The organism is Escherichia sp. GZ89 (genome assembly GCF_019366485.1).
Taxonomy (GTDB): Bacteria; Pseudomonadota; Gammaproteobacteria; order Enterobacterales; family Enterobacteriaceae; genus Escherichia; species Escherichia fergusonii.
The window spans coordinates 374,705-396,446 of the sequence record NZ_JAEOHX010000003.1; the positions used below are offsets into that span (position 1 = coordinate 374,705).

At 49.3% G+C, this 21,742-nt stretch carries 21 protein-coding genes and 1 pseudogene; 8 read left to right on the top strand and 14 right to left on the bottom strand.

Translation table 11 applies throughout. The features are described from left to right. The first annotated feature begins 16 nt into the window (after window positions 1-16). Window positions 17-490, top strand: a complete 474-nt coding sequence (trmL, locus tag K0335_RS08105; protein ID WP_000932361.1) for a tRNA (uridine(34)/cytosine(34)/5-carboxymethylaminomethyluridine(34)-2'-O)-methyltransferase TrmL — start codon at window positions 17-19, stop codon at window positions 488-490. 52 nt (window positions 491-542) lie between these two features. Here trmL and cysE read toward each other — a convergent pair whose 3' ends face one another. From cysE to K0335_RS08130, 5 genes are all read right to left on the bottom strand, one after another. Continuing rightward, window positions 543-1,364, bottom strand: a complete 822-nt coding sequence (cysE, locus tag K0335_RS08110) for a serine O-acetyltransferase (RefSeq protein WP_001277561.1) — start codon at window positions 1,362-1,364, stop codon at window positions 543-545. Between the two features lie 79 nt (window positions 1,365-1,443). Then, the gene (gpsA, locus tag K0335_RS08115) at window positions 1,444-2,463 is read right to left on the bottom strand and encodes an NAD(P)H-dependent glycerol-3-phosphate dehydrogenase (RefSeq protein WP_104920408.1); all 1,020 of its coding nucleotides are present in this window, start codon (window positions 2,461-2,463) and stop codon (window positions 1,444-1,446) included. Next, the gene (gene secB / locus K0335_RS08120) at window positions 2,463-2,930 is read right to left on the bottom strand and encodes a protein-export chaperone SecB (protein WP_000003375.1); all 468 of its coding nucleotides are present in this window, start codon (window positions 2,928-2,930) and stop codon (window positions 2,463-2,465) included. The genes gpsA and secB overlap by 1 nt, the downstream gene beginning before the upstream one ends. 61 nt (window positions 2,931-2,991) lie before the next feature. Beyond that, window positions 2,992-3,243 (bottom strand): glutaredoxin 3, encoded by a 252-nt coding sequence (gene grxC / locus K0335_RS08125; protein WP_001273797.1) that lies wholly within the window; start codon window positions 3,241-3,243, stop codon window positions 2,992-2,994. 28 nt (window positions 3,244-3,271) lie between these two features. Then, window positions 3,272-3,703 (bottom strand): rhodanese-like domain-containing protein, encoded by a 432-nt coding sequence (locus K0335_RS08130; protein ID WP_002431804.1) that lies wholly within the window; start codon window positions 3,701-3,703, stop codon window positions 3,272-3,274. Between the two features lie 245 nt (window positions 3,704-3,948). Here K0335_RS08130 and gpmM point away from each other — a divergent pair, with 245 nt between their 5' ends. From gpmM to K0335_RS08145, 3 genes are read left to right on the top strand one after another with little or no spacing between them, the layout of a single operon-like run. Next, on the top strand, window positions 3,949-5,493 hold the full coding sequence (gene gpmM, locus K0335_RS08135) for a 2,3-bisphosphoglycerate-independent phosphoglycerate mutase (protein ID WP_001353573.1): 1,545 nt from the start codon (window positions 3,949-3,951) through the stop codon (window positions 5,491-5,493). Between the two features lie 33 nt (window positions 5,494-5,526). Then, complete coding sequence (gene envC / locus K0335_RS08140; RefSeq protein WP_000196245.1) at window positions 5,527-6,786, top strand: murein hydrolase activator EnvC; 1,260 nt, start codon at window positions 5,527-5,529, stop codon at window positions 6,784-6,786. 3 nt (window positions 6,787-6,789) lie between these two features. Continuing rightward, window positions 6,790-7,746: a divergent polysaccharide deacetylase family protein gene (locus tag K0335_RS08145; protein WP_000483818.1), complete on the top strand. Its 957-nt coding sequence runs from the start codon at window positions 6,790-6,792 to the stop codon at window positions 7,744-7,746. Here K0335_RS08145 and K0335_RS08150 read toward each other — a convergent pair. The 4 genes and pseudogenes from K0335_RS08150 to K0335_RS08165 form a co-directional block, all read right to left on the bottom strand. Beyond that, window positions 7,733-8,767, bottom strand: a complete 1,035-nt coding sequence (locus K0335_RS08150; RefSeq protein ID WP_104917641.1) for a glycosyltransferase — start codon at window positions 8,765-8,767, stop codon at window positions 7,733-7,735. The two genes, K0335_RS08145 and K0335_RS08150, sit on opposite strands and share 14 nt — an antisense overlap. Before the next feature lie 324 nt (window positions 8,768-9,091). After that, window positions 9,092-10,465: an oxygen-independent coproporphyrinogen III oxidase gene (gene hemN / locus K0335_RS08155; protein ID WP_000116116.1), complete on the bottom strand. Its 1,374-nt coding sequence runs from the start codon at window positions 10,463-10,465 to the stop codon at window positions 9,092-9,094. Window positions 10,466-10,653: 188 nt separating this feature from the next. Next, window positions 10,654-11,160, bottom strand: coding sequence for a Der GTPase-activating protein YihI (yihI, locus tag K0335_RS08160; protein WP_001300530.1), 507 nt, complete (start codon window positions 11,158-11,160; stop codon window positions 10,654-10,656). 118 nt (window positions 11,161-11,278) lie between these two features. Continuing rightward, a pseudogene (locus K0335_RS08165) lies at window positions 11,279-11,448 on the bottom strand (hypothetical protein). A gap of 296 nt (window positions 11,449-11,744) precedes the next feature. Between K0335_RS08165 and yihA the strand changes: the two are divergent. Continuing rightward, window positions 11,745-12,377: a ribosome biogenesis GTP-binding protein YihA/YsxC gene (gene yihA / locus K0335_RS08170; RefSeq protein ID WP_001061529.1), complete on the top strand. Its 633-nt coding sequence runs from the start codon at window positions 11,745-11,747 to the stop codon at window positions 12,375-12,377. A gap of 350 nt (window positions 12,378-12,727) precedes the next feature. Here yihA and polA read toward each other — a convergent pair whose 3' ends face one another. Continuing rightward, on the bottom strand, window positions 12,728-15,514 hold the full coding sequence (gene polA, locus K0335_RS08175) for a DNA polymerase I (RefSeq protein ID WP_104920407.1): 2,787 nt from the start codon (window positions 15,512-15,514) through the stop codon (window positions 12,728-12,730). Between the two features lie 362 nt (window positions 15,515-15,876). Between polA and K0335_RS08180 the strand changes: the two genes are divergently transcribed. Then, on the top strand, window positions 15,877-16,806 hold the full coding sequence (locus K0335_RS08180; RefSeq protein WP_001273375.1) for an acyltransferase: 930 nt from the start codon (window positions 15,877-15,879) through the stop codon (window positions 16,804-16,806). A gap of 44 nt (window positions 16,807-16,850) precedes the next feature. Here K0335_RS08180 and K0335_RS08185 read toward each other — a convergent pair whose 3' ends face one another. From K0335_RS08185 to K0335_RS08200, 4 genes are all read right to left on the bottom strand, one after another. Further along, the gene (locus K0335_RS08185; RefSeq protein WP_160193763.1) at window positions 16,851-18,269 is read right to left on the bottom strand and encodes a YdgA family protein; all 1,419 of its coding nucleotides are present in this window, start codon (window positions 18,267-18,269) and stop codon (window positions 16,851-16,853) included. 164 nt (window positions 18,270-18,433) lie between these two features. Next, window positions 18,434-19,060, bottom strand: coding sequence for a thiol:disulfide interchange protein DsbA (dsbA, locus tag K0335_RS08190; RefSeq protein WP_000725353.1), 627 nt, complete (start codon window positions 19,058-19,060; stop codon window positions 18,434-18,436). A 16-nt stretch (window positions 19,061-19,076) separates the two neighbouring features. Further along, on the bottom strand, window positions 19,077-20,063 hold the full coding sequence (srkA, locus tag K0335_RS08195; protein ID WP_104920405.1) for a stress response kinase SrkA: 987 nt from the start codon (window positions 20,061-20,063) through the stop codon (window positions 19,077-19,079). Window positions 20,064-20,139: 76 nt separating this feature from the next. Then, window positions 20,140-20,409 (bottom strand): YihD family protein, encoded by a 270-nt coding sequence (locus K0335_RS08200; protein WP_001295263.1) that lies wholly within the window; start codon window positions 20,407-20,409, stop codon window positions 20,140-20,142. A 69-nt stretch (window positions 20,410-20,478) separates the two neighbouring features. Here K0335_RS08200 and mobA point away from each other — a divergent pair, with 69 nt between their 5' ends. Together mobA and mobB are read left to right on the top strand one after the other, a co-directional pair. Continuing rightward, window positions 20,479-21,060 (top strand): molybdenum cofactor guanylyltransferase MobA, encoded by a 582-nt coding sequence (gene mobA, locus K0335_RS08205; protein WP_104920404.1) that lies wholly within the window; start codon window positions 20,479-20,481, stop codon window positions 21,058-21,060. Then, window positions 21,045-21,572 carry a molybdopterin-guanine dinucleotide biosynthesis protein MobB gene (gene mobB / locus K0335_RS08210; RefSeq protein WP_000101974.1) on the top strand — a complete coding sequence of 176 codons (528 nt, stop codon included), beginning with the start codon at window positions 21,045-21,047 and terminating at the stop codon, window positions 21,570-21,572. The genes mobA and mobB overlap by 16 nt, the downstream gene beginning before the upstream one ends. Window positions 21,573-21,742 lie beyond the last annotated feature (170 nt).

The following is a 21,742-nucleotide window of genomic DNA, read 5'->3' on the forward strand; positions in this document are numbered from 1 at the left end:
GCACTAAGGGGGCAGTATGCTAAACATCGTACTTTACGAACCAGAAATTCCGCCAAACACTGGCAACATCATCCGTCTTTGCGCCAACACCGGCTTTCGCCTGCATATCATCGAACCGATGGGATTTGCCTGGGACGATAAGCGCCTGCGCCGTGCGGGGCTGGACTACCACGAATTTACCGCCGTTACGCGTCATCATAACTATGCTGCGTTCCTGGAAGCAGAAAATCCCCAGCGTCTGTTTGCCCTCACCACGAAAGGCACGCCCGCACACAGCGCCGTAAGTTATCAGGATGGCGACTATCTGATGTTTGGCCCGGAAACACGCGGCCTGCCCGCGAGCATTCTCGATGCCCTGCCCGCTGAACAAAAAATTCGCATTCCAATGGTGCCGGACAGCCGCAGCATGAACCTGTCCAATGCGGTGTCGGTCGTGGTGTATGAAGCCTGGCGGCAGCTGGGGTATCCGGGAGCGGTGTTGAGAGATTAGTTACTGTATGCCGGATAGATGATTACATCGCATCCGGCACAATCACAGGACGTCAGATCCCATCCCCATATTCAAACGTATGGTTAATGCCGTTGAAATGCTGATCCATATCCATTGATGGCTTATCGCTGTCTGGTTTACCGACAATGCGTGCCGGAACGCCAGCGGCGGTGGTATGTGGCGGCACCGGTTGCAGCACCACGGAACCTGCGCCAATCTTCGCACCGCGCCCAACTTCAATATTACCGAGAATTTTCGCGCCTGCGCCAATCATTACGCCTTCACGAATTTTCGGGTGACGGTCTCCGCCAGATTTACCCGTACCGCCAAGGGTAACGGATTGCAGAATCGACACGTCGTTTTCAATCACCGCCGTTTCACCCACAACGATGCCCGTCGCGTGGTCGAGCATGATACCGCGACCAATTTTTGCTGCCGGGTGAATATCCACCTGGAACGTCACAGAGACCTGGTTTTGCAGAAAAATAGCCAGCGCGCGACGGCCCTGATTCCACAGCCAGTGACCGATGCGATACGCCTGCAAGGCATGAAAACCTTTCAGATATAACAATGGAGTCGAATATTTATCGACTGCCGGGTCGCGGGTACGCACCGCCTGAATATCACAGGCCGCAGAAGCGATCATTTCCGGGTCGGCGGCGTAGGCTTCTTCCACCACTTCACGGATAGCAATGGCAGGCATAATTGGCGATGACAGCTTGTTCGCCAGCATGTAACTCAGTGCACTGCCCAGGTTTTCGTGCTTGAGTAGCGTCGCGTGGTAAAAACTGGCCAGCATTGGCTCACAGTCCGCCAGCGTTCTGGCTTCGGCTTTAATATTGTTCCAGACAATTTCCAGTTCTTCACACGACATTGCTTACTCCACACGATAAGATAATGACCGGCCCGTTCTGCGCGGGCCGGGTCATAGCGGTAACAAAGGTTCCCTGGGTTTAGTGGCTGCTGCGCTCGTCCTTGCGTGCACGACCTAGTAAAGTCAATGCTGCCTCGCGCGCGTTTTTTCCGCAATATAATACTTGATAAATTTCCTCGGTTATTGGCATTTCAACGCCGAAGCGATGCGCCAGTTCGCGAACTTCTTTCGTATTACGGTAGCCTTCCACCACCTGACCAATTTTCTCCTGCGCGCTTTGTACATCCATGCCCTGACCGAGCATCATGCCAAAACGGCGGTTACGAGACTGGTTGTCAGTACAGGTAAGTACCAGATCACCCAGCCCCGCCATGCCCATAAAGGTGGCAGGATCGGCCCCCAGCGCCGCGCCAAGACGCGACATTTCAGCCAGACCTCGAGTGATCAGCGCCGTACGCGCATTCGCACCAAAACCGATACCGTCGGACATCCCCGCGCCAATGGCAATGACGTTTTTCACCGCGCCGCCAAGTTGCACGCCAATGAAATCCGGGTTGCTGTAAACGCGGAAACTTTTACCACAGTGCAGCAACTGCTGAAGATCATCAGCAAAGGTTTGGTCGGTAGAGGCCAACGAAATAGCCGTCGGTAAACCTGCCGCCAGTTCTTTCGCAAACGTTGGGCCAGAGATAACCGCCAGCGGAATTTGATCGCCTAACGCCTCACGCGCCACGTCCTGTAACAGACATCCGGTTTCCGCCTCCAGACCTTTGGTCGCCCACACCAGACGCGCATCAGGACGCATCAGCGGTTTAATCTGGCGCAGCACTTCACCAAAGACATGGCTTGGCACGACGACAAGAATATTACGGCTGGCTGCCAGTGCGGTGGCGAGATCGCTTTCAAGATGGAGCGTATCGGGAAAAGGCACATCGGGGAGAAACGCGGCGTTACAGCGGTCGCGTTTAAGGGTTGCGATATGTTCAGGGTCATGGCCCCAGAGGACAACCTCGTGGCCATTTCTTGCCAGGGTAATGGCAAGAGCGGTGCCGTACGAGCCGGCACCGATCACAGTCATTGAAGCATTACGTTGGTTCATCAGGCATCCTGATGTTCTTCAGTACCTTCGCCAGCCTGCTGCTGCAAATAGTTCATGAACAGCGCATCGAAGTTAACCGGCGCAAGGTTCAGTTGCGGGAACGTACCGCGTGAAACCAGGCTGGTGATGCACTCACGAGCATACGGGAACAGAATGTTCGGGCAGTATGCACCCAGGCAATGCGCCATCTGAGTTCCTTCGATACCTGCGATGGAGAAAATACCGCCCTGCTGAACTTCACACAGAAACGCAGTTTCTTCGCCCAAAGAGGCCGTTACGGTTACACGCAGTACCACTTCGTATACGTCATCTGCCAGTTGGGAAGATGCCGTATCCAGATCAAGTTTAACTTCTGGTTGCCAATCTTTCTGGAAAACATGCGGCGCGTTCGGCGCTTCGAAAGAGATATCCTTGGTATAAATACGTTGGATCTGGAAAGTCATTTCAGTGTTGTTTTGTTCTGACATGTTTGAAAAACCCTTTAGTGTTGTCCTTAAAACTACTCATTAATCTGTAAACGATAAGACGTTATTTCAGCAGGGGATCCAGTCCACCACGCGCATCCAACGCATACAAGTCATCACAGCCACCAATGTGCTGCGCATCAATAAAAATCTGCGGAACCGTTGTACGGCCACTGCGTTTGATCATCTCTTCACGTTTTACGGCATCACCGTCAATCGGAAGTTCCTGGAAGCTCACACCTTTGCTGCTCAACAGTGCTTTAGCACGATGGCAATAGGGGCAGGTAGCTTTGGTATAGATTTCAATGTTGGCCATGACTTCGCTCCTGTTGTTAATCTACAGCTTATTTTCCGCGCACCAGAGGCAAATTCTCGCCAGCCCAGCCAGCAATGCCTTCTTTCAGCACGAACACTTTCTCGAAACCGGCCTTGGTTAATGCATTTGCAGCTTCCTGACACTGCATACCAGAACCGTCGACCACAATAATCGGCTTATCTTTGTGCTTATCAAGTTCACCAACATTGTTGGCTTTAATCTCGGTCGGCAACAGGTTGGTGGAGCCCGCGATATGACCTTTACGGAAGTCATCTCGCTGACGCAAATCCACCACAACGGCGTCTTCTTTGTTGATAAGACGCGTTGCTTCACCACGGGTAATTACCTTCACTTTTGAGGTCAGGCTTTTGAAGGTGGTGAATAAAACCGCCACCAGTAACGCAACCCAGGCGATACTCAGTATGGGATGACGGCTAACAAATTGCATAATTTCTTGCATGGGGGGTAACAACTCCCGACGTAGTGATTAAAAAAACCAGGACAGGAGTATACCTGCGCGGTGCGGCAAATACAGCCAGCGCGTTAACTGGATTGCATTTTTGCGGGGTGCCACGGAAAAAAAATCACAAAAGAGTGGTTGCCGTTCCCCGAGCTTCTCCTTTATTTGATCTTCTGAGGCTATTTTATCGATTCAGCTGTAGTAAAATTACGCAAATTTTGACTCTTGAGTATGAGGTTGTCGCAATGTCGGTTTCTAAAAAACCTATGGTACTGGTGATTCTGGATGGCTATGGCTATCGCGAAGAACAGCAGGATAACGCCATTTTTAGTGCTAAAACCCCGGTAATGGATGCACTGTGGGCCAATCGTCCGCATACCCTGATCGACGCTTCCGGTCTGGAAGTCGGTCTGCCTGACCGTCAGATGGGTAACTCCGAAGTAGGTCACGTTAACCTGGGTGCCGGCCGCATCGTGTATCAGGACCTGACTCGTCTGGATGTTGAAATCAAAGATCGCGCTTTCTTTGCTAATCCGGTGTTGACTGGCGCGGTAGATAAAGCGAAAAACGCAGGCAAAGCAGTACACATTATGGGTCTGCTCTCCGCAGGTGGTGTACACAGCCACGAAGATCACATCATGGCGATGGTGGAACTGGCAGCGGAACGCGGCGCAGAAAAAATCTACCTGCACGCATTCCTTGACGGTCGCGACACCCCACCGCGCAGTGCTGAATCCTCGCTGAAAAAATTCGAAGAGAAATTTGCCGCGCTGGGCAAAGGCCGCGTAGCGTCCATCATTGGTCGTTACTATGCAATGGACCGTGATAACCGTTGGGATCGCGTTGAAAAAGCGTATGACCTGCTGACTCTGGCGCAGGGTGAGTTCCAGGCCGACACTGCTGTTGCCGGTTTGCAGGCTGCTTATGCTCGTGACGAAAACGACGAGTTCGTGAAAGCGACCGTTATTCGTGCAGAAGGTCAGCCAGACGCGGCAATGGAAGACGGCGATGCTCTGATTTTCATGAACTTCCGTGCTGACCGTGCGCGTGAAATCACTCGTGCTTTCGTGAACGCTGATTTCGACGGCTTCGCGCGTAAGAAAGTGGTTAACATCGATTTCGTGATGCTGACCGAATACGCCGCTGACATCAAAACTGCGGTTGCTTACCCGCCAGCTTCTCTGGTTAACACCTTCGGCGAGTGGATGGCGAAAAACGACAAAACTCAACTGCGTATTTCCGAAACCGAAAAATATGCTCACGTCACTTTCTTCTTTAACGGTGGTGTAGAAGAGTCGTTCAAAGGCGAAGATCGCATTCTGATCAACTCGCCGAAAGTGGCAACTTACGACCTGCAGCCGGAAATGAGCTCCGCAGAGCTGACCGAAAAACTGGTTGCGGCCATTAAGAGCGGCAAATACGACACTATCATCTGTAACTATCCTAACGGCGACATGGTAGGTCACACCGGGGTGATGGAAGCAGCGGTTAAAGCCGTTGAAGCGCTGGATCACTGCGTGGATGAAGTTGCGAAAGCGGTTGAGTCTGTAGGTGGACAACTGCTGATCACCGCTGACCACGGTAACGCTGAACAGATGCGCGATCCGGCAACGGGTCAGGCGCACACAGCGCACACCAACCTGCCAGTTCCGCTGATTTACGTTGGCGATAAGAACGTGAAAGCGGTTGAAGGCGGCAAACTTTCTGATATCGCGCCGACCATGTTGTCGCTGATGGGTATGGAAATCCCGCAAGAGATGACTGGTAAGCCGCTGTTCATCGTGGAATAATCCCTCCCCATGAGGGGAAAGGCGATTAATACCATGACACGGGCCGTGAAACCGCGCAGGTTTGCAATCAGGCCCATCATCTACGCCAGCGTTCTTAGCGCTGGCGTATTGTTGTGCGCCTTTTCCGCCCACGCGGATGATCGCGACCAACTCAAATCTATTCAGGCCGATATCGCCGCGAAAGAGCGCGCGGTACGCCAAAAGCAACAACAACGCGCAAGCCTGCTCGCACAATTGAAAAAGCAGGAAGAAGCGATCTCCGAAGCCACTCGCAAGCTGCGCGAAACGCAAAACACACTCAATCAACTGAATAAACAGATTGATGAGATGAACGCGTCGATTGCCAAACTAGAGCAGCAAAAAGCCGCTCAAGAACGTAGCCTCGCCGCGCAACTGGATGCCGCGTTTCGTCAGGGCGAGCATACCGGTATTCAGCTCATTCTCAGCGGTGAAGAAAGCCAGCGTGGTCAGCGTTTACAGGCTTATTTCGGTTATCTCAACCAGGCACGACAAGAAACCATTGCTCAGTTGAAACAAACGCGTGAAGAAGTCGCTATGCAACGCGCCGAGCTGGAAGAGAAACAGAGCGAGCAGCAAACGCTGTTATATGAGCAGCGCGCCCAACAGGCGAAGCTGACTCAGGCGCTGAACGAGCGTAAAAAGACGCTGACAGGGCTGGAGTCTTCCATCCAGCAAGGTCAGCAACAGTTGAGCGAGCTGCGCGCCAACGAATCTCGTCTGCGTAACAGCATTGCCCGTGCGGAAGCGGCGGCGAAAGCGCGTGCTGAACGTGAAGCGCGCGAAGCCCAGGCGGTTCGCGACCGCCAGAAAGAAGCGACGCGCAAAGGCACCACCTACAAACCTACCGAAAGCGAAAAATCGCTGATGTCCCGAACTGGTGGCCTGGGTGCACCGCGTGGTCAGGCATTCTGGCCGGTTCGCGGGCCGACGCTGCATCGCTATGGTGAACAGCTACAGGGCGAACTACGCTGGAAAGGGATGGTTATCGGTGCCTCTGAAGGTACTGAAGTTAAAGCCATTGCCGATGGTCGGGTGATTCTGGCTGACTGGCTGCAAGGCTACGGTCTGGTGGTAGTGGTTGAGCATGGTAAAGGCGACATGAGTCTTTACGGCTATAATCAAAGCGCGCTGGTGAGCGTTGGTTCGCAGGTTCGTGCGGGCCAGCCAATTGCACTGGTGGGCAGCAGTGGTGGTCAGGGCAGACCTTCACTCTATTTTGAGATTCGTCGCCAGGGTCAGGCCGTCAATCCACAGCCGTGGTTGGGAAGATAAGTTTTGTTTCCATTTCGTCGTAACATTCTTTCACTTGCCGCTCTGTTGGCGCTCTCCTCCCCCGTAATTGCTGGCAAACTTGCCATCGTCATTGATGATTTTGGGTATCGCCCGCACAACGAAAACCAGGTGCTGGCGATGCCCTCCGCTATCTCCGTCGCTGTATTACCCGATTCACCGCACGCCAGAGAGATGGCGACCAAAGCGCATAACAGCGGTCACGAAGTGTTGATTCATCTGCCAATGGCACCGTTGAGTAAACAGCCGCTGGAGAAAAATACGCTGCGCCCGGAGATGAGCAGCGACGAAATTGAGCGCATTATTCGTAGTGCGGTCAATAACGTGCCCTATGCCGTGGGGATCAACAACCACATGGGTAGCAAGATGACCTCTAACCTGTTTGGTATGCAGAAAGTGATGCAGGCGCTGGAGCGTTACAATCTTTACTTCCTCGACAGCGTAACCATCGGTAATACCCAGGCGATGCGCGCCGCGCAAGGTACTGGCGTGAAGGTTATTAAACGGAAGGTGTTCCTCGACGATTCGCAAAATGAAGCAGACATCCGTGTGCAGTTCAATCGCGCAATTGACCTGGCGCGTCGCAACGGTTCAACCATTGCCATTGGGCATCCTCACCCTTCAACGGTACGCGTGCTACAACAGATGGTTTATAACCTGCCGCCAGACATTACGCTGGTGAAAGCCAGCAGCTTGCTGAATGAACCGCAGGTTGATACGTCTACACCGCCGAAAAACACTGTGCCCGACGCACCGCGTAATCCGTTCCGTGGCGTGAAGCTCTGCAAACCGAAGAAGCCGCTGGAGCCGGTTTATGCTGACCGATTCTTTAGCGTGCTGAGCGAAAGCATCAGTCAGAGTACGCTGGTGAACTACATCCGCAATCAATGGCAAGGCTGGGGGAGGACACCCGCCAATACCGCAAACGCTAATTCAGATTAAGCGCTTTGCGTGCATTTTGTTGGTGCGACAATGTTTTGTCGCGCCATTGCCACAGACGCAAAGACCACAGCAAGACCTGATAACCGACCTTAGCGCTGCGCACATTAGTCACCATGCGTTTATACATACCGGAAGTAAAAATTTCGGCAATCATGCGCTGACGGGTAAAAAGATCGGGTTCTTTTCGTACTGCATGGCAAACACGTAATGCTTCATAACTTATTTGCTGATGGAATTCTGGATAAATCGGAATTTTATCAGCATAATCACGATTTAACTTTTCCAACAAGCGGGTAATTTTAATATAGTGCCGTTGATAATTAAGGTTTTTATTCCCTTGTCTTTTCAAACGACTTATTGAGTTATTATGTAAAAAGTACTTATATAAAGATTGTTCGGTATAACGTACACGCAAGGCATTAAACATGACCTCGGTGCTCCAGATAATATCCTGATGATGCAAACCGGGAATAAATTTAATATTGTTTTTAATAAGAATTTCCCGGCGATAAACGCCCATCCACACCACGTGTGTCCAGCGGCGAGAAGCAAGCGCGAATCGCAGCCATTCCGGGCCATTTAAAACGCCTGTTGAACGAATACGATCACCTGGAATAGATTGCCATGTTCTGCCCGTTTCACGTACGCACCAGTCGGCGTTACCTTGTGCCACATCGAGATCATCCTCTAACGCCATCGTCATCAGCGTTTCGTACATGGTGGGATAGACCTCATCATCAGCATCGACAAAAGCGACATATTTGCCCGTCGCTGCCTCGATCCCGCGATTACGCGCTACCGATGCGCCAGCATTCGCCTGATGCAGCAAACGAACATGCGAATAATTTTTTGCATAATATTTTGCTATTTCAACGGAATTATCTGTTGAACCATCGTTAACAATAATGATTTCCAGAGCAGTCCAGGTTTGCGCGATTAAAGATTCCATGCAGGCGTTAAAATCATTTCCCGCATTATATAACGGGATAATAACACTAAGTTTATTTGCACTGTTCATCATAAATTACCGACTACCTCTGAAGTTACCCTGTCTTTGTACAGACTTTGTATTAAGAAACTATTAAGTGGGCGAGATATTATTATTACGAATTAGCGTAACGTCAGATTAAAGAGAGAATGAGAACAGCAATATAAGAGAATAGAGTAATTACGAACTCTTTATTACACTGACAAGATTTTACATATTTAACAGATTATCCTCAGAGAAAAGAGCTGGGATTCCAGCCATGCAAGCCTGATACGCGTAGCGTACCAGGCAACTTTGTTCCCAGCACATTGATGGCGCTTTCGTTTTCTACCTTGTAAACGAAGCGCCATTCACTCTTTAAATCACCCGTGAGAACTGCTGCATCCGCGCTTTCTGACGCAGATAGGTATCAAAGCACATGCAAATGTTGCGGATCAGCAAGCGACCTTTCGCCGTCACCTGAATCCCCTTCTCATCCACATCCACCAGCCCATCTTTTGCTAACGGGGCAAGTAGTTTGAGATCTTCCGCAAAGTAATCAGCGAAGTGCAAATCCCACTGTTGCTCAATAGGGGCGTAATCCAGACGGAAGTTGCAGATGAGCGACTTAATCACATCGCGGCGAATACAGTCATCACGCGTTAGCGCAATACCACGCCACAGCGCATTGCCTTGTTCATCCACTTGCTGATAGTACTGCTTCAACTCTTTCTGGTTCTGCGCGTAGCAGTCGCCAATCATGCTGATGGCTGAAACGCCCATCCCCAGCAGATCGGTATCGCCCTGAGTGGTGTAGCCCTGGAAGTTACGATGCAGCACGCCTTCACGCTGGGCCACCGCCAGCTCGTCATCCGGGCGAGCAAAGTGATCCATCCCGATAAACTGATAGCCCGATTGCGTCAGGAAGGCGATGGTTTCCTGCAGGATATCGAGTTTTTGCTGCGGACTCGGCAGGTCAGCATCTTTGATTTTGCGCTGAGCAGCAAAAATGGTCGGCAGATGCGCGTAGTTAAAGACACTCAGACGATCGGGGTTAAGTTCCGCCACACGTTTCAGGGTAAAAGCGAAACTCTCCGGCGTCTGCTTCGGCAGGCCGTAAATCAGGTCGATGTTGGTGGAAGTAAAACCAATCTCACGCGCATGGTTAAGCAGTGCAAAGATGAACTCTTCATCCTGCTCGCGGTTAACCAGACGTTGCACTTCTTTGTTGAAGTCCTGCACGCCCATGCTCAGGCGATTAAAGCCTTCGGCGCGTAAATGATCGAGTACATCCAGTTCTATTTCGCGCGGATCGACTTCGATCGAAATCTCCGCATCAGTATTGAACTGGAAGTTTTCGCGCAGCAACTTCATTAGTCGGCTGATTTGCGCTTTGTTCAGATATGTCGGCGTTCCACCGCCCCAGTGCAGCTGGCTCACCTTGCGCCTGGTAAACAGCGGCGCACGATGGACGATTTCTTGCTCTAGTGCGTCCAGATACTGATCGGCCTTGTGCTGCTGGCGAGTAACAATCTTATTGCAACCGCAGAAGTAACAAAGTTTGTGGCAGAACGGGATATGTACGTAGAGAGATAATGGACGCTCAGGATAGCGCGCCACGGCTTGTAAAAACGCCTGTTCGCCGAAGTCTTCTGAAAACTCCAGCGCGGTCGGGTACGAGGTGTATCGTGGCCCGGAATAGTTATATTTCTGGATCAGGGCCAGATCCCAGTCGATTTGCTGTACAGACATGCTCACTCCTTCCGATGGCGTCTCTGGCGGCTACGGCGTACCGGCGGATGCCCGTTTCGAGTCATCAGCCGGTTGCGCAGCCACTTTTGTCGCCGCGACAACCGCTGTAGTTTAACGAATAACCACACCAGATAACATATAACCGGAAGGGTTATCAGCAGAACGGGAAGGCCCACGGCGGCAATCCGTTAGTTGCCCCGCAGCAGACGCATCATGTCTTCTTGCTTCTCGTCTTCTTCCTCTTCTTCGTCGTCGTCATAAGAGAGGCCGAGTTTCTGCATCAGCTCATCGATACGATCCAGTTTGGCATCAACCCAGGATTGCTCTTCAGCGCTCAAGGTTTCTCCTGCTTCCAGACGTTCCAGCAGCGCATCCAGACGCTCATCCGTTTCCAGTAACTCCAACTCCGCCTGCGGTGAAAGCATAGGTTTCTCACTCTTCGGTTTGTGCTGTTTGGTGACTTTTTCAGTCACGCCCAATGGAATAGGGGTTTTACTGCCAATACGTGGATCTTTCGGTGCGTTCTGGCCTTTGCTGCCCGACGTGGTGTTACCGCCCGCTGCGCGACTGCCCGGCGCATGGCCACGACGTTTTTTCTGACGCTTGCGGTCACGAGCTTCCTGATTCAGCTCTTCGCGCGTTTTGCGACGCGCTTTTGCATGACCTTTGCTGCGTGATGGTGAAGATGGTTTCATAATGGTTCGTCTTTTAGCCGTTTTATTCAGTATAGATTTGCGGCGGAATCTAACAGAAAGCAAGCAAAGAAAAAAGGCGACAGATTGCTCTGTCGCCTTTTTTCTTGACTCAAAACCCTCAGCGGGCCTTACAATCCCTGTTGGCTATCAACACGCCCTGTTTTTCCCTTAGCCTGGAACTTCCGTGTTATTTCCATTTCCCTTTTCTAACGTCTCCTGACGTTTGTCTTCCTGACCTTCCTGTGTCTTCGCCTCCTGGCGTTCCTGACCCTCGTCCTGAGTCATCATTCCTGTCTGCGTCCTCGCTCGATGGGTGTTACTCTACGCGATTCGCTAAAACTCACAAGAACCCTGGGGCTTTAAGCCCACATTTTAGGAATGAGATATAAAAGTAATCACATGATTTAACTAATATAAATTATGACTCAGCGTGATAATCACACCTAAATTTCGCATAAGTACAATGGTCAATGTCTTACAAAGTGCAGGGCTTTAACTTACACCAGCCCCTGGCCGAAAAACCAGTCTTTTGCTGCCGTTCAGGTATAATCGCCCCAAAGCTTTGACTGACGGAGACGACCGCTTTGAATAACTTGAATTATCAACAGACGCATTTTGTGATGAGTGCGCCTGATATTCGCCACTTACCTTCTGATACAGGGATCGAAGTGGCATTTGCTGGCCGTTCCAATGCGGGCAAATCCAGCGCACTGAATACACTGACAAATCAAAAAAGCCTGGCGAGAACATCGAAAACCCCTGGACGTACTCAATTAATCAACTTATTTGAAGTCGCGGATGGAAAGCGTCTTGTTGACTTACCGGGCTATGGCTACGCAGAAGTTCCGGAAGAGATGAAACGCAAATGGCAGCGCGCGCTCGGCGAGTACCTCGAAAAACGTCAGAGCCTGCAAGGTCTGGTGGTGCTAATGGATATTCGTCATCCGCTGAAAGATTTGGATCAGCAGATGATTGAGTGGGCGGTAGACAGTAATATCGCCGTTCTGGTGCTGCTGACCAAAGCGGACAAACTGGCAAGCGGCGCACGTAAAGCGCAATTGAATATGGTGCGTGAAGCGGTGCTGGCGTTTAACGGTGATGTGCAGGTTGAAACGTTCTCTTCGCTGAAGAAACAAGGCGTGGACAAGCTGCGGCAGAAACTGGATACCTGGTTTAGCGAGATGCAGCCAGTAGAAGAAATGCAGGACGGCGAATAATTTTCTTGCCTTAATGCTTGTGCCGGATGTGGCGTATCCGGCTCTGGCATAGGCCTGATAAGCATCAGGCATTACGATCTTTTCTTTCGCCCAATAAAAAACGCCCCAGTCATTACTGACTGGGGCGGCTAAAATATTCAGCCAAATCCGATTACGTGAAGTAAAAGGTCTGAAAGATAGAACATCTTACCTCTGTACCCTACGCGACTAACTTTACTCTTTTTTGTTCAGTTCAGAAAGCACTTTTTGTAATTTTTTTTCAGCTGTTGCATAGGAATTTCTAATACCCATCACAAAATGCGTCTTCTTATGTTGCTTACTTACGAAAAAAAGGCTTATTCAGGCAAATCTTAGTGCGCCTGATCCCAGTTTTCGCCACTACCCACTTCCACCAGCAACGGCACATCCAGACGAGTACAATTCTCCATCAGTTGATGGATTTTCTTCGCTACCGCCTCAAGATCATCTTTATGAACTTCAAATACCAGTTCATCGTGTACCTGCATAATCATACGCACACGCGGTTGCTCAGCCTGTAACCACGCATCAACGGCAATCATCGCCCGTTTGATAATGTCGGCGGCGGTTCCCTGCATTGGCGCGTTAATGGCTGCACGTTCAGCTGCTGCACGGCGCGCGCCGTTGCTGGATTTGATATCCGGCAGATAAAGACGACGACCATCAAGTGTTTCAACGTAGCCCTGCTCTTTCGCCTGCGCACGGGTGCGCTCCATATACTCCAGCACGCCTGGGTAGCGTTCGAAGTAAAGGTCCATGTACTTCTGCGCTTCTTTACGTGGAATGTTCAATTGTCGCGCCAGACCGAAAGCACTCATGCCATAAATCAGACCAAAGTTGATCGCTTTCGCGCTACGGCGTTGCTCGCTGGTGACGGTTTCCAGTGGCAAACCAAACACTTCTGCCGCCGTTGCCCGGTGGATATCTTTTCCTTCCGCGAATGCGGTCAGCAAGCCTTTGTCACGCGAGAGATGCGCCATAATGCGCAGTTCAATCTGCGAGTAGTCCGCCGAGACAATCACATAATCCTCTGGCGCAATAAACGCCTGGCGGATACGGCGACCTTCTTCGTTACGCACCGGAATGTTTTGCAGGTTAGGATCGGTTGACGATAAACGTCCCGTCGCAGTTACGGCCTGGTGATAAGAGGTATGTACACGCCCGGTTTTTGGGTTGATCATCAGCGGCAGCTTGTCGGTGTAGGTCGATTTCAGCTTCGCCAGACCACGATACTCCAGAATCACTTTTGGCAACGGATAGTCCAGCGCCAGCTCTTCCAGTACCTCCTCCGACGTTGACGGCGCACCACCCGGCGTTTTCTTCAGCGGTTTAATACCCTGTTTTTCAAACAGAATAGTTTGCAACTGCTTGGTGGAAGAAAGGTTAAACTCTTCACCTGCAATTTCATGCGCTTTCTTTTCCAGCTCAGCCAGACGCAGAGTGAGCTCTTCAGAGTGATTATGCAGCACTTTCGGATCGATCTTAACACCGTTACGTTCAATGCGTGAAAGCACCGGCACCAGCGGCATTTCGATGTTCTCGAAGACGTTCAACGGCCCTTTGTTTTTTTGCAGATCCGGCCACATTTTCAGATGCAGCTGCAAGGTGACATCGGCATCTTCGGCTGCGTAACGTCCGGCCTCTTCGAGGGCAATCTGGTTAAAGGTCAGTTGATTTTTGCCTTTACCCGCAATCTCTTCAAAAGTGATGGTTTTGTGCTTCAACCAACGTTCCGCGAGGCTGTCCATATCGTGACGCCCGGCAACGCTATTGAGAATGTAGGATTCAAGCATGGTATCAAACGCAATCCCACGCAGCTCAATGCCGTAATTCGCCAGAATACCGCGATCGTATTTCAGGTTTTGCCCAACCTTCAGCGCCTTTTCATCTTCCAGCAGCGGTTTTAGCAACTCGAGTGCACGCTCGCGAGAGATTTGATCGGGCGCATCAAGATAATCATGAGCAACCGGAATATATGCCGCTACGCCTGGCTCGATAGCAAAAGAAAGCCCGACCAGGTTAGCAGAGATGTTATCGAGGCTGTCGGTTTCGGTATCAAAGGCAAATACCGGCGCTTTTTCCAGCTTCGCAATCCACGCTTTCAGTGTTTCTTCATCAAGGATGGTGACGTAGTTGTCATACGAAATCACCGTTGCCGTCACTTCTGGTGCTTCGTCTGCAACACTGGTTTCCTGCGGCCTGGCTGCGGGTTTCGCCCCTTTAGCCTGTAGCCATTTGCCCGCTTCGACATCAGCAGTCCAGCGTTTGAACTCATACTTTTTGAACAGCCCTAACAACTCTTCTGCCGCCGGTTGCTGCACTTCCAGTTGTTCACAGGTCAGCTCCAGTTCAACGTCGGTTTTAATCGTCGCCAGCTGGTAAGAGAGATAAGCCACTTCTTTGTTTTGCTCGAGCTTCGCCGCCATTGTTTTCGCGCCACGGAAGCTTAGGCCAGCAATTTTTTCCGGCTCGGCATACAGCGTATCCAGCCCGCCAAGACCCTGCAGCAGTGCCTGCGCGGTTTTTTCACCGACGCCCGGTACGCCAGGGATGTTATCGGAGGAGTCACCCATCAGTGCCAGGAAGTCGATGATCAGTTCTGGCGGCACGCCGTACTTATTCACCACCTCTTCCGGGCCGAGGATGGTATTCGTCATGGTATTGATAAGCGTAATATTTGGCGTCACCAGCTGCGCCATATCTTTATCGCCAGTGCTTATCAGCACCGGACGCCCCGCTTTTTCGGCTTCCCGCGCCAGAGTACCGATAACGTCGTCCGCTTCTACGCCAGAAACCGCCAGCAGCGGCAGCCCCATCGCTTTAACCATCGCGTGCAGGGGTTCGATTTGTGCTCGCAGATCGTCCGGCATTGGCGGGCGATGTGATTTGTAATGTTCAAACAGTTCATCACGAAAGGTTTTTCCCTTGGCGTCAAAGACCACCGCTGCATGCGTCGGTTTATATTGCATGATCAGACTGCGCAGCATGTTGAGGACACCATACATCGCACCGGTCGGCTCGCCTGCACTGTTAGTTAGTGGCGGAAACGCGTGGTATGCGCGATAAATATAAGATGAACCATCTACAAGGATAAGGGGATTTTGCGGGATCTGAACCATAATGTCCGTGCCTGTTTATCAGATTATGGGTAAAGGATGCCACATACGGGGGCAAAACTTGAGTTTTTCACTCTCTTTAGGGCAAATCTTTTGCTATTCTCCGGCCCCGCTCGCAAAACATATTGTGGATAACTTTGTGCATAAATTATTTACATCTCATTTTTAATATTCCTATGATAGATGAATCATTCTATTTATCTCTATTTTTCAATTAATTATATAATTTCCTGCTTTCATCATTATCAATATTAATGATTACTGTAATGTGGATAGATATACTCCATGTTCCTGGTCACTAAGACCCATCATTTGCGCCGTTTTCTGTTAGAATCGGCCACTTGCGCGGCTTTCGCGCCTTGTCTATGGCTAACTTTTTGAAAAATAAAATTATGACGAGAATACTCGCTGCGATAACGATTTTGCTGAGTATCGTATTGACCGTCCTGGTCACTGTTTTCTGTTCCGTTCCCATCATCCTTGCAGGAATTGTGAAAATTTTGCTGCCTATACCGATTGTTTGGCGCAAAGTGTCGCTCTTTTGCAATTTCATGATGTATTGCTGGTGTGAAGGATTAGCAGCATTGTTGCACCTCAATCCCCATCTCCAGTGGAAGGTCGAAGGGCTTGAAGGGTTGAGCAAAAAAAACTGGTATTTGCTTATCTGCAATCACCGCAGTTGGGCAGATATTGTTGTGCTTTGTGTCCTGTTCCGTAAACACATTCCCATGAATAAGTACTTTCTTAAACAGCAATTAGCCTGGGTACCTTTTATCGGTCTCGCATGCTGGGCATTAGATATGCCTTTTATGAAACGTTATTCACGGGCATATTTACTCCGTCACCCGGAACGGCGCGGTAAGGACGTGGAAACCACCCGACGCTCATGTGAGAAGTTTCGCCTGCATCCCACCACAATTGTTAATTTTGTCGAAGGCTCCCGCTTCACTGAAGAGAAACACCAGCAGACACGTTCCCCCTATAAAAACCTGTTACCACCAAAAGCAGCTGGGATCGCAATGGCACTGAATGTGCTGGGCAAACAATTTGATAAATTGCTTAACATCACTCTCTGTTACCCAGAAAACAATCGTCAGCCTTTTTTCGATATGCTGAGTGGGAAGTTAACGCGAATTGTTGTAAAGGTTGAATTGCAGCCCATAGCTGAGGAATTACATGGCGATTATGTGAACGATAAAGCGTTTAAGCGCCGCTTTCAGCTATGGTTAAATACACTCTGGCATGAGAAAGATCAGTATCTGAATACGCTTATCTCTTCCGAACAGCGAGATTGACCATAGTTGCTCGCCCCGAAAATCCCCGAGGCGAGTAATAAATATTAAGGCATCAAACGTGCCATGCGCATGAAAAACTCCATATCCGTCATTTCTTTACCGTTAAAATTTACTTTTCCCTGTCCATAGTGAATTTGCAATGACCCCGTATTTTCATCAAACTTAAGTAAATCGAGTTGTTGACCCACATCCTTAAATTCTGCGACCGCCTGTTCGGCCTTTATCTGTGCTGCTTCTCTGCTGTTACCTTCTGATAAACGAATTTGTTTCGCTAATTCCCCGATAACGTTAAGTGGCAGAGAAATATTCAGATCTAACGACTTTATACTATTATCAACAGATTTAGCATCAGCCATCGCAATATTCAGATCACCTTTCAATTCCCCTACAGCATTTCTCCATTTAACAGGGATCTGGATAACAGGTTCACTTTTGAACAAGATTGGTAAACTCTCTGCAAGTACCCCAACCCGGAGATCATCCATCGCATTTTCATCTTTCATTACATCTGGATTATTTGCCAATTGCTTGCGTAATAAAATATTGTAGTGTTCAATAAAAACTCTAAAAGCGAGTGGATCAATAGCATTAAATTGCAACGACATATCTCCACTGCCAAAATTTTGATCGCCTTTTTTTAAGGTATCAATGCCGTAGGAGAAATTTGTATTGATATATTTTTTATCCTTAGCGCGTTCAAATATTATTTTTGAAGCAAAAGAATTAATTTTAGTAATGTCATCATCAAGTCCCTGAAGCGTAACCTGATTAAATTTTACATCACCTTTTCCTACTGGATATCTCATTTCCTCTATACGAGATAATGAATTAAAAGTCATCGACTTTGCAGTAAGTTTGGTTATGGAGTCCAGATTTACAATGATATTATTCAGGTATCCAGTTACTTCCATATTTGACGGCGAACTGTCATCACCACGAAACGTGAACTTACCATCTTTATAAGAGACTTCCTGAAATGTTGCCGGAGTGATATTCACTTCAGTGGTTAGCGCCCCACCCATTGCAACCACGATATCAGCAACGAACGGTGACTTACCTTTCGTTGCAGTGTAGTAGGATTGTGTAACCTCATTCTTAGCCAGAGATACCTTTGCCGTTGCCATAGTTGGCTTTATATTACCCTTTGAAAGCTGACCCAGTGGAAATGGTCCATGATCAACATTTACATCCAGTATAATATTCTGACCCGGTTTAATTTCGCTATCTGTAATACCATTATTAAAGGTCAGAGCTACTTGAAAAGATGAACTAAAAAAACCTCTTTTATAATCTTTACAACTTAGCGTCATATCATGAGCGCCATTACTACTTTTATTAGCTTTATTAAAACCAACAATAAACTGCTCAACACTGGTTTGAGTTTTCATACCAGAAAACCATGTACCACCACCCAGAATGACAACAACAGCAATAACCGAACCAGCAATTGATTTACGTATCATATTTTATCCCTGAAGAGTAACGCGATTTGGTATATCGCTATGCGAATATCCTCTACAGAGTTTATATTGTCCAGCAACGACGTAAAATATCAGAATATATTTATATTTATTAAATAATAAAAAAGCCCGTGAATATTCACGGGCCTTATGTAATTCACAATGAATTATTTTTTCTCGGACAGATATTTCACAGTATCAGCATACTGCTGAACAAAAACATCCATATTGCTGGTATCCATACCCTGCGGATTCAGCTGATATTTACCGTTAACAAACATCGCCGGAACGCCACGCAATTGCACGTCGGCTGCGGCTTTTTCCTGCTGAGCCACCAGAGATTTCACCACGAAGCTGTTCCAGGCCGCGTCGTACTCTTCACCTTTAATACCTGCGTTGATAAATACATCGCGGATATCAGATGCAGAACGAATGGTCTGGGTTTTCTGTACGCCTTCAAACAGCGGAACAGTCACTTTGTCTTCCACGCCCAGCGCCATCGCCACTGCCCATGCCTGAGTCAGTTCTTTGCCCAGATCCCCACCCATGAAGTTGACGTGGTATTTAGTCATTTTCACGCCTTCCGGCAGTTTTTTCTTCACGTTCTCAGAAATATGCAGAACTTCTTCAAACTGATAGCAGTGCGGGCAGAAGAAAGAGAAAAACTCCAGCACTTGCGGCGCGCCAGCAACCGGTTTTTCCAGGGTGGTGTACTGTTTACCATCTTCATACTGCGCCGCCGATGCGCTAAACGCTAAAACTAAACCAGCCAGCGCCAGCCAAATCTTTTTCATGATCTACTCTCTCCGATTAATACATAGGTGTTAATTGCAAAGGGGGTTCTTGTAGAACTTTTGCCTGTTCTATAAAAGTCGCCGTCTGTCGCAGCCAGTAATCTTCCCCGGTTAACCACGGGAAATTTTTCGGGAACGCGGGATCAGCCCAACGCCGCATTAGCCAGGCAAGATAATAAACCAAACGCATGGCGCGTAAAGGTTCAATCAGTCCGATTTCAGCGATATCGAACTCGCTAAATTCTTCATAAGCCTCAATAATAGTTTCCAGTTGCATCCGCAGCTCAGCTATATCGCCATTGAGCAACATCCACAAATCCTGAACGGCTGGACCATTACGTGCATCATCCAGATCAACGAACATTGGACCATCGCGCCAGAGAATATTCCCGGCGTGGCAGTCTCCATGTAGCCGCAGAACGGTGAAATCTTCCCGCCAGTGTGCTGTAACGGCGGCGATCAGCTCATCTGTCGCTTTCAGGAATGCCGCTTTTAACCCGGAAGGTATCAATGTAGCGTCCTCAAACAGCTTGCGTGGCTCAATGAGGTATTCATTCAGACCGATGGTCGGGCGATGGATAAAAAGCTGTTTGCGCCCCGTCTGGTGCATACGCCCTAAATAACGCCCCACCGCTTCCATCTGATCGATATTATCAGCTTCGAACTGGCGACCACCGACGCTTGGAAAAACAGCGAAATAAAATCCCTGATGATTCAATAAAGTCTGACCATTAAAGGCCACAGGTGCTGCGACCGGAACTTCATCGTTAACCAGCTGCAACGCAAATTGATGTTCTTCGAGGATTTGATCGGCTGTCCAACGTTCAGGGCGATAAAATTTGACGACAAAACGTCGACGCTCTTCGTCCTGAAATTGATAGACACGGTTTTCATAGCTGTTAAGCGGGGTAAGACCGGAATCCACCCGGATCCCATGCTCAAACAGAGCGTCCATGATGGTATCCGGGTGTAGTGTCTGGAAAGTAAAAGCGCTGTTGTTCATCCCATCATCCGGAAAACATTACGAATGATGAAGGATATCATTTCACGATGATTTTGGTTGCGCCGCTTACAAGCTTTTACTCTTTAATTACGCCACGTGCGCGTAATAGCGCCGTTTTGAAATCTTCTTCATAATCTTTCTGCAAACCCGGGATCACCGCATCTTTCGCGGAATCACGCATTTTCAGGTGATAGATCAGAATGTCATCCGTCAAATCCGCCAGTTCGCCGTCAAAACCTGACTCTTTCGCCAGTTTCTGCAAAAATTGCAGCAGGTTAAGGTCTGGCTCTTTTTGCCAGGCTGGCTGGAGGAGTTCAATAACTTCATTCAGACGTTTACATTTCATAGTAATGCTCCTTACTCTTGAGACAGACACGTTAGCAGGGTCAATCCCACAATAAAAGAGGCGATATCGGTGAATCTGATGACGACGATAACAGGCGTTGTGCTGGCGGGCGGTAAAGCCAGACGAATGGGCGGCGTAGATAAAGGATTGCTTGAATTAAACGGCAAACCATTATGGCAACATGTCGCTGACGCGCTTATGACGCAGCTCTCTCACGTCGTGGTTAATGCTAATCGTCATCAGGAAATCTATCAGGCAAGCGGTCTGAAAGTGATTGAAGATTCACTGGCGGATTACCCAGGCCCTCTGGCAGGAATGCTTTCAGTAATGCAGCAGGAACCTGGTGAGTGGTTTTTGTTTTGCCCGTGCGATACGCCTTACATTCCCCCTGATTTAGCCGCCCGGCTTAATCATCAGCGCAAAGATGCGCCTGTCGTGTGGGTCCATGACGGTGAACGTGATCACCCGACTATTGCTCTGGTAAACCGCGCTATTGAGCCTTTATTACTAGAATATCTGCAAGCAGGAGAACGCCGGGTAATGGCATTTATGCGTCTGGCTGGCGGCCATGCGGTTGATTTCAGCGATCATAAAGATGCATTTGTGAACGTGAATACGCCAGAGGAGCTTGCCCGATGGCAAGAAAAGTAATGATACCGCTACTCGCCTTTGCCGCGTGGAGTGGCACTGGAAAAACTACGCTGCTGAAAAAACTGATCCCGGCATTATGCGCCAGAGGGATCCGTCCGGGACTGATTAAGCATACGCATCATGATATGGATGTTGATAAGCCAGGCAAAGATAGCTATGAACTGCGCAAGGCTGGCGCGGCGCAAACCATCGTTGCCAGCCAGCAACGATGGGCTTTGATGACGGAAACGCCAGACGAAGAAGAACTGGATCTACATTTTCTCGCAAGCCGGATGGATACCTCAAAGCTGGATTTGATTCTGGTCGAAGGGTTTAAGCATGAAGAGATCGCAAAGATTGTGCTTTTTCGTGAAGGGGCCGGACATCGACCGGAAGAATTAGTAATAGACAGACATGTTATTGCTGTGGCCAGCGATGTGCCGCTTAAGCTTAATGCCACATTACTGGATATCAATGATGTTGAGGGGCTGGCTGATTTTGTAGTGGAGTGGATGCAAAATCAGGACGGATAAGCAAGAGTAGGCTGGATAAAACGCGCCATGCGTTGCACCCGGCATTATTTTCTGCACCAATGCAAAAAGGCCATCCGTCAGGATGGCCTTCTGCTTAATTTGATGCCTGGCAGTTCCCTACTCTCGCATGGGGAGACCCCACACTACCATCGGCGCTACGGCGTTTCACT